Here is an 8,535-nt window from a genome sequence, read left to right on the forward strand (position 1 = left end):
CTCGTCGCGGAGGGAACGCGGCGAGCCCCTGATGCGTCATCCGTGAGCAAGCACACGTGCTTGGTGGGATGATGCCGGGCCATGAGCTTCATCGAGGAACTGAAGGAACATCTTCAGAACGTGCGCTCGGCGCAGGACGGCCATCAGGCCCCGCGTTACTTCGTGCCAGAAGCCAAATGGGTGCGGGCGGAGTTCATCCGACTCGTCGAACGCTTCGAGCGGGAACCCGGGGAGCTTCCCCCCGGACGCCTGATGGAACTCCATCAAGAATGGACTTCTGATAATCATGTCGTGAGCTTCGCCATCAACCTCGCCATCCTCCTCCAGGAGGGCTTTCTGCATGGCGAGCCACGCGATGTCGTTGAAGAGCATGTATTGCTCGGAATGATGCGTCGCATGGGGTTCAACGTGCGGGCCTCATCCCTGACTCGCAGGCTGGAGATCGACCGTCTGGCCGCCAAGGCTTGGCACCAAGGACCTCCCCGAGGCACGTCGCAACTCAACAGGGCCGAAAAGTACGCGCTAGAGGTTCGCGCCGTTCGCAAAGTGGGGGAGCGTCAGGAAGTGGGTCCCATTGGGGACGTCCTCCTGGGCTTGAGCGGACGAGATGCCATCCAATGGCTTCTCCAAGTCGAGGCTGCTCAATCCATGGGGCCCATCGACGACTGGAGGCTAAGCAGGGAAACCGCTGAGTACCTTCTCGAGAAGCCAGAGGACGTTCGCATCGAGAGCGACTGGGATGTCTCCGAGCTCGCACACTCCTGGGCGACCCTCCGGCGACTTGGGTCGCTGGGCATCCTGGAACTCATCGGGGAAGTCAGTAGTCCAAACCGGACTGTATACAGTGGATACATGCTCTTGAACGAAGGGAAGCGCATTCTGGAAGCGCTCCTTTCCCCTATGGAAACGCCCTTTTCCGTCCTCGCGGCCACACTCAGCCAGGACGAATCGCTGACGGTCTTGGAGAAGGAAGGAAGCGGCAAGTCCGGTCTCGACACGGTATTCAACTCCTCGGCCATCGCCACCACCCGGCAAGCACGGCTGGTGGTTCACGAGATCCGAAACGCACTCATCCCCGCCCAGATTGCCCTGGGGTCGCTCTACAGCTCCATGGTGGGCAGTCAGGTCGAGGCGGCGGTCGCGCGCTTCCGTCCGCGCATCGACCCCGGCATCGACCGCGCACTGAAGTTCGTCACGGACCTGCTCAAGACCTCTGAGCTGGCCGCACGTGCTCCCGAGGGTTTTGACGTCCTCCGAGTCCTCGCGGACGCGGTCGCCAGTCTCGCCACCTCGCTGAGCATCCAGCTTCACGTGGCTCCGGATCTCCCTTCCCTGTCCGGCTACCGGGAACGCTTCGTCCTCGCCATCGTCAACTTGCTCCGAAACTCCGAGCAGGCCGGTGCGCATCAGGTGCTCATTGACTGCATCCTGGAGGACAACCAGCGGAACCTCCTCCTGACCATGGACGATGATGGCCCTGGTATCCGTCCCGAGGACCGCGAGCGCATCTTCCAGCGTGGCATCTCCCTCCGCTCCGGTGGCGCGGGCGAGGGACTGGCCCTGGTCAAGGAAGTCATCGAGATTGAGCTGCACGGCAAGGTCGCCTGCGTGGACAAACCCGATAGCGGTGCCCGTTTCCGGATGCGCCTGCCTGTGGCAGAGAGGACTCCACGATGACTTCTCCAGGCACCGTACTGGTCGTCGATGACGAGCGGCCCTTCTTCGAGACCTACCAGGACATCCTCGTCCCCGAGGGCTACCGCGTCGAATGGGCCCCAGACCGGAAGACCGCCCAGGCCCGCATCCAGGAATTCGCCTGGGACGTCGTCGTGCTCGACCAGCGCCTCCAGGGTTCCTCCGGAGGCGACTCCGGCATCGATCTCATCTCGGAGATCGTCCCCACGGGCGCCAAGGTCATCGTCGCGACCGCGTATGCCGACGCGAAGATGATTGAACGGGCCTTCAAGGACGGCGCCTACGACTACCTGGAGAAGGTTCCCACCCTGCCCATGATGTTGCGCATCAAGGTGCGCAACGCCTCTGAAGCCGTGCGGGAGCGCCGCCTCGCCTCGCTCACCCATGCCCAGCGGGAGAAGGAGATCCAGGACCTGTGGGCCGCCTGCCGGTCCGAAACCAACGGCAACCGCAAGGGCCGCCTGCTGGAAGAACTCCTGGTCCTCCTGTTCAAGACCGTGCCGGGCCTGATGAACACGAGCACCAACCGGACCAGCGCGGACGAAGAGATCGACATCGTCATCCGCAACGAATCCCAGGATCCGTTCTGGGCCCGCGAGAGCAGCTCCTACATCCTGGTCGAGTGCAAGAACTGGTCGAAGCACGTCGGCCCGGGCGAGCTGGTCATCTTCCGCGACAAGCTCTGGAACCGAGGAGGACGCTGCCGCCTCGGCTTCTTCGTCGCGGCCGGAGGCTTCACCGAAGGGTTCCACACCCGCTCCGCTACCTTCCGGAAAGACGACCACCTGGTCGTCGCCATCGGCCCGACGGAACTGGACGCACTCGTGCGTTCCACGAACCGCAACGAGACCTTCAAGAAGCTCCACGAAGACGCCGTCATGAGCGGTAACGGCCCGGCCTGATTCACGCCCCTGCCGTCGCTAGCCTTGATGCAGAGATGAAGTCAGCCTCCGCCATGATCGACAAGTCGCCCGTCCTGCTCACCACCGAGCGCCTGCACCTGATGCTGCTGCCGCCCGACGCGGCGGAGCGGGTGCTGGCGTACCACGTGGCCAACAAGGACCACCTGGGCCCGGTGTCCCCGGCGCGCCCGGCGACCTTCTTCTCCATGGCCTACTGGCGCACGCGGCTGGCCCAGGACCGCGAGGACTTCCGCCACGACGTGTCCCTTCGCGTCTTCCTCCTCCCCAAGGGCCAACCCCTCGCGCTCGCGCCCGTCATCGGCAACGCCACGCTCGCCCACATCCGCCGGGGGCCGCTCCAGGCCGCGGACCTGGGCTACGGCCTGGATCACCGCCACGAGGGCAAGGGCCTCATGACCGAAGCCCTCCGCGCCTTCTGCGACTTCGCCTTCAGCGCCATGGGCCTGCACCGGCTCCAGGCCAGCCACCTGCCAGAGAACCTGCGCAGCGCCGCCGTCCTCCGCCGCCTCGGATTCATCCCCGAGGGCTACGCCCGCGACTTCCTCCTCATCAACGGCCAGTGGCGCGACCAGGTGCTCAATTCGCTCGTGGCCCCCGCCGAGCCCGGCCTCCGCAGCGGCCCCTGACTCTCCATCAATTTTGTCGATATTGGAGATACGGGGCTCAAAAAGCCGCCCATTCGAGGCTTAACCGTCAATATCGACAAAATTGATCAACGGTCAGTGGCGCAACCACGTGCTCACCTCACTCGTGGCCCCGCCGAATCCGGCCTCCACAGTCCCTGACCTGTTCCCCGAAATCCCCCCTACCCACCTCCCGCCTGAGGCTGAGTCAAAACCTGTCCGACTGTCGGACAGGTTTCCGATGTCCAGGTGGAACAGGGCCCCTCCCAGCCACGGTCCTTCCAACCTGTCCGACTGTCGGACAGGTTCGTGCTGCTCGGGCGGAACGGTAGCCCCAGCCAAAGGGCCTTCCAGACCTGTTCGACTGTCGGACAGGTTCGTGCCGCTCGGGCGGAGCTGCGGCCCCCTGCCGTGGCGCTCCGAACCTGTCCGACAGTCGGACAGGTTTTCGCGATTCGCGCCGACAGGGTGGCCCCTCTGGGGCCTTACCTTCTCATCCAGTGGGACTGGCCTTGGTGTCCGAAGGCTTAGCGCGCCGGTGCCCGCACCTTCGGCTTCGACTCCGTCACCGCCGGCAGGTTCGCGTCGAACCAGTCCAGCGTGCGCAGCAGCCGGTCCTTCTGGTGCTCGGGCTTGCGCAGGCTGTGGCCCTCGTCCGCGTAGATGACCAACTGGGTCTTCACGCCCAGCGTCTTCAGCGCCTTGTGGAACTCGTAGCCCTGCGACGCGGGCACCTCCAGGTCCCTTTCACCATGCAGCACCAGCGTGGGCGCCTTCACCTGCTTCACCCCGTTGATGGGCGAGGAGCGCGTGTACACCTCCGGCTCGTCGTACACCGACGCTCCGAAGTACGGCAGCATCCATGAGTCGATGTGGTTCGTGCCGTAGTAGCTCTGCCAGTTCGCGATGCCCGCGCCCGCCACCGCCGCCTGGAAGCGCTGCGTCCGCGTCACCGCCCACATCGTCAGGAAGCCGCCGTAGCTCCACCCCGTGATGCCCTGCCTCGCTGGATCCACCGGCGCCGACGCCAGCACCGCGTCCAGCCCCGCCAGCACGTCGTTGAAGTCCCCGAAGCCAAAGTCGCGGCGGTTCGCCTGCACGAACGCTGCACCCTGGCCGTAGCTGCCTCGCGGGTTCGGCATGAACACCGCGTAGCCCCTCGCCGTGAACAACGCCGTCTGCGGACTGAACCCCGCCAGCACTCCCGCCGCCGGCCCTCCGTGCACCACCGTCACCATGGGCGCCTTGCGTCCGGATGCGTCCTGCACCGGCAACACCAGCCAGCCCTGCACGGACTGCCCGTCGCGCGTCCACGTCACGCTGCGCACGTCGCCCACCGTCACGCGCACGTCCGTGTTGAGGCGCGTCACCTGCTTCCACGCCCCTACCCGCCCCGTCCAAAGCTCCGGCGCTTGGGTGATGGAGTCGCGCACCACCGCGCTCGTCACGCCGTCCCTCCCCAGCGACACCGTCACGTGCTCCGGGCCCTTCCACAACGTCTTCACTTCTCCGCCACCCGGCGCCACCGCCATCAGCGCGGCCTCGCCCTGCGCCTGCGCCACGAACACCAGCCGCTCCGCCGTGGGCCAGAAGAGATCCGTGGCCGTCGCCTTCAGTCCTTCCGTCACGTTGCTCGCGGGCGGCACCTTCGCGGGCAGCTCCGCCTTCTCACCGAACCGCACCTTCGCCGCCAGCCGCTCCGGCACCGACACCACGAGCACGTCCCCGCCCGTGTTGCCCTCGTCGCTCATCAGGCCTTCGATGAACGCGAGCTGCCGGCCATCCGGACTCCACGCGGGCTCCGCCACCTGCCACTGGGGCGTGTGCAAGAGCGACGTCTCCCCCGTCCCCGCCTCCACCGCGTACACCCTCGCGCTCCACCAGTTCGCATCCCCCGGCGGCTTCGACGCCGTCACCGCCACCCGGGCGCCGTCCGGACTCCACGCGTACTCATGGATGAACAGGGCCGCGGGCGACACCGGCCGCAGCCGCGCGTCCTCCACCGTCACCACCGCGAAGCGCTTCACCGGCGGGGACGTCTGCACCACGCCCGTCTCCCGCGCCGCGGGCCCCCGAGGCCCCAGCGCGTCCTCCGCGCCCTCGATGACGAGCAGCCCCACGGACTTCCCGTCCGGCGACCACTTCGGCGCCGCCAGCACGCCCTTCACCGTGGTGAGCCTGCGCGCGGGCCCGCCCGCCCCGGACGCGTCCGCCACGTAGAGCTGTTTCGCCCGTCCCTCGCCCGCCGTGGAGAGGAACGCGAGCTGCCGGCCGTCCGGACTCCACGACAGCGACCCTTCAGCGCACGGCGCGCCGTCCTTCGACGCGGTGACGCGCACCGGCGCCCGCTCCGGATGCGCCAGCTCCCGCACCTGGAGCCTCGCGGCCTCCGCGGTCCCCGGCACCGACTCCACCCAGGCCACCCGCTTGCCGTCCGGCGACAGCGACACCTCGCGGATGCGCACCATCCGCTGGAGCGCGTCGTACGTCGCGCTGGCCTCCACCCGCACGGGCGCGGGCGCGGGCACCGCCCCGGACGCCAGCGCGCCCCATACCCAACACCCCACCGCCACAGCCAGGCTTGCCGCTCGCATCCGCCGCCTTCCGGAAAACACAGGGGGCGGAGTGTAGCGGACCTCCCGCTCAGTGCAGCTGCGTGGGCAACATGGGCAGCCCGTGGAAGAAGCGCCGCCCGCTCTCGAAGCGGTGGTGGAACGTCACGCGCTGGTCCAGGTACAGCCGCGCCATCTCCTCCTCGCCGTACGCGCGGAAGAACGCGGCGCGCGCCTCGTCACAGGCCCGCTCGTACTCCACGCACAGCGCCTCCCAGTCCTCCGGTGGAAGCTCCCCCTCCGGCCAGCCCTCGCCGGTGAGGCCGTAGTCGCGCTCCATCGCGTCCAGCTCGCGAGCCCGCATCCGCACACGCGGATCCTCCGCGATGGCCTCGTCCGCCATCGCCGTGAGGATGTGCGCCACCAGGAAGAAGCCCGCGTCCGGCGGCACCGCGCCCGCGTCCCGCGCGCTCCGGAACGTCACCAGCAGCTGCGCGTCCATCTCCTCGCCGCCCAGCTCCGCCAGCTTCGACGCCAGCCCGCGCCACCGGGCCTCGGTCTCCAGGGCCTCCCGCCGCACCCCTTCCAGCTCCTGCTCACCCATCTTTTTCATGGTGTCCTCTCCCGGCCCGCGAAAGTCCCTTCCCACGAAGGTTCCCATCCCCGTCTGACGCTCGGGCCCGGCAAACCGTGCTGTCCCCTTTTTCCGCGACGTACCGGCGCGTCAGGTGCACGACGCCCGAGCGCGGCGCCGTCGCGTGGCGGACGCGCAACCGTGCTCGGGGGGACGGACGGCCTGGCGGCCAACCCGGGCGTTTCGGGGCTGCCGGGGTGACGAACCACGCGGCCGGTGATTGCGTCCGGCGGAGCCCGTTCGCCGTGCCGGGTGTCACCCGCAGGACGCTTGGGCGAGGCCCGGCCCCGGCGCGCACACTTGGAGGACGACAGTGGTTGCCGCCGGGCGCGGGATGACGCATCCGCAGGACATGGGGCCCGAAGCCGGTGGCCTGTCCTGGGGAGCCTCACCGGTGTCCGCGCCCGTCGTCCCGCCGCAGCTGAAGTCCCAGGTGTCGCCCCGCACGGTGTTCACCGTGTGCTTCGTGGTGCTGGGTGTGATGGCCCTGGTGGTGCTCATCGCCAAGACACGCGTGGCGCTCACGCTCACCGGCATGGCGGCGCTCATCGCGCTGTCGCTGGAGCACGGCGTGTCGCGGCTGGAGAAGCGCGGCTTCAAGCGGTGGCTGGCCATTGCCTTGGTGCTGTTCGGGCTGTTCGTGGCCCTCGTCGCGCTGGGCCTGCTGGTGATTCCGGACCTGGTGGAGCAGGTGGACGCGCTGGTGACGCAGTGGCCGCACCTGTGGAAGCAGATGCGCGGCACCGGCATCCTGCGCGCGCTCAACCAGCGGCTGCACAGCCTGGGCTGGAACGAACGGCTGGAGGAGGCCACGCCCGCGCTCGCCGGGCCGCTGCCCGAGCTCCTGATGAGCGCCATTGGCGGCGTGGTGGGCCTCCTGGGCGGCGTCATCACCGTCTTCTTCCTGGTGGTGTTCATGCTGGTGTTCGGCGGCGGCGTGCTCAAGCGCCTGCTGGACCTGGCCCGCCCCGACCACCGGATGCGCTACGTGCGCGTGCTGCGCAACGTGTACACCGCGACAGGCGGCTACCTGTCCGGCATCACCCTCATCTGCGCCATCAACGCCACGCTCACCACCACCATGCTGGCGGTGCTGGGCATGCCCTTCTACCTGCCCCTGGGCGTGGCCAGCGGCTTCTCCAGCCTGGTGCCCTACGCGGGCCCCATCATCGCGGGCGGCATCATCACGCTGCTCACGCTGGCCACCGGCGGCCTGTGGAAGGCGCTGGCGGTGTTCATCTACTTCCTCCTCTACGGCCAGCTGGAGGGCAACGTGATGGCGCCGCTCGTGTTCAAGCGCACCGTGCACGTCAACCCGCTCGTCACCCTGCTCGCGGTCCTCTTCTGCGTGGAGCTGGCGGGCATCGTGGGCGCGGTGGTGGCCGTGCCCGTGGCGGCCACCGTGCAGATCATCGTCCGGGAGGTCCTCCTCTTCCGCCAGGAGCGCCGCGCCGCGGCCGTGCTCCCAGAGCCCTGACGGGCCGAGCCCCGATGACCGACTCGCCCCTCCAGCTCCTGTTGACGCACGGCTCGGGCCCGCTGCTCTTCCTCGTGCTGGTGGCGGGAGGGTTGGGGCTGCCGTTCCCGGAGGACCTGGTGCAGCTGGCGGCGGGCGTGCTCTCGCACCGGGGCGCGATGCCGCTGCCGGCCGCCATCGCGCTGTGCTTCGCGGGCGTGCTGTGCGGGGACACCGTGCTCTTCTTCACGGCGCGGCGGCTGGGGCAGGCGCTCTACACGCACCGGCGCACCCGCCGCCTGTTCCCACCCGAGCGCCGCGAGCGCATCCAGGGGCTGTACGCGAAGCACGGCTCCCGCGTCGTCTTCGTGGGCCGGTTCATGTCCGTGCTGCGCGTGCCGGTGTTCGCCATGGCCGCCGCGGAGGGCATGCCCTTTCGCCGCTTCCTTCTCTGGGACGGGCTGGCGCTGTGCCTGAGCTCGCCCCTGGTGGTGACGCTGGGCTACCTGGGCTCCGCGAGCGTGGACCGCGTGGCGAAGGGCGTGGGCCGCGTGGAGCACTTCGTCGTGCTGGCCGGCGTGGCCGCGCTGCTCGTCGTGCTCGCCGTGCGGCATGCCCGCGAGAAGCGACAGCCCCGCCCATCCCCCTGAAA

At 68.7% G+C, this 8,535-nt stretch carries 7 protein-coding genes; 5 read left to right on the top strand and 2 right to left on the bottom strand.

The window, feature by feature from the left end:
• The first annotated feature begins 81 nt into the window (after positions 1-81).
• Genes D7Y21_RS24155 through D7Y21_RS24165 form a run of 3 tightly spaced genes read left to right on the top strand, consistent with a single transcriptional unit; the run spans position 82 to position 3,244 of the window.
• Positions 82-1,677, top strand: coding sequence for a HAMP domain-containing sensor histidine kinase (locus D7Y21_RS24155; protein WP_120565297.1), 1,596 nt, complete (start codon positions 82-84; stop codon positions 1,675-1,677).
• Positions 1,674-2,597, top strand: a complete 924-nt coding sequence (locus D7Y21_RS24160; RefSeq protein WP_120565298.1) for a response regulator — start codon at positions 1,674-1,676, stop codon at positions 2,595-2,597. The genes D7Y21_RS24155 and D7Y21_RS24160 overlap by 4 nt, the downstream gene beginning before the upstream one ends.
• Before the next feature lie 35 nt (positions 2,598-2,632).
• Positions 2,633-3,244, top strand: a complete 612-nt coding sequence (locus D7Y21_RS24165) for a GNAT family N-acetyltransferase (RefSeq protein ID WP_120565299.1) — start codon at positions 2,633-2,635, stop codon at positions 3,242-3,244.
• A 524-nt stretch (positions 3,245-3,768) separates the two neighbouring features.
• On the opposite strand, the gene D7Y21_RS24170 is transcribed toward D7Y21_RS24165, so the two are convergent.
• Both D7Y21_RS24170 and D7Y21_RS24175 read right to left on the bottom strand, forming a co-directional pair.
• Positions 3,769-5,835, bottom strand: coding sequence for a S9 family peptidase (locus D7Y21_RS24170; RefSeq protein WP_121715965.1), 2,067 nt, complete (start codon positions 5,833-5,835; stop codon positions 3,769-3,771).
• A gap of 49 nt (positions 5,836-5,884) precedes the next feature.
• Positions 5,885-6,406 carry a hypothetical protein gene (locus tag D7Y21_RS24175; RefSeq protein WP_121715967.1) on the bottom strand — a complete coding sequence of 174 codons (522 nt, stop codon included), beginning with the start codon at positions 6,404-6,406 and terminating at the stop codon, positions 5,885-5,887.
• A 355-nt stretch (positions 6,407-6,761) separates the two neighbouring features.
• Here D7Y21_RS24175 and D7Y21_RS24180 point away from each other — a divergent pair, with 355 nt between their 5' ends.
• Both D7Y21_RS24180 and D7Y21_RS24185 read left to right on the top strand, forming a co-directional pair.
• Positions 6,762-7,904: an AI-2E family transporter gene (locus tag D7Y21_RS24180; RefSeq protein WP_233612261.1), complete on the top strand. Its 1,143-nt coding sequence runs from the start codon at positions 6,762-6,764 to the stop codon at positions 7,902-7,904.
• 14 nt (positions 7,905-7,918) lie between these two features.
• Positions 7,919-8,533, top strand: coding sequence for a DedA family protein (locus D7Y21_RS24185; protein ID WP_120565302.1), 615 nt, complete (start codon positions 7,919-7,921; stop codon positions 8,531-8,533).
• Positions 8,534-8,535: the final 2 nt, after the last annotated feature.

The organism is Corallococcus sp. AB045 (assembly GCF_003668895.1).
GTDB lineage: Bacteria > Myxococcota > Myxococcia > Myxococcales > Myxococcaceae > Corallococcus > Corallococcus coralloides.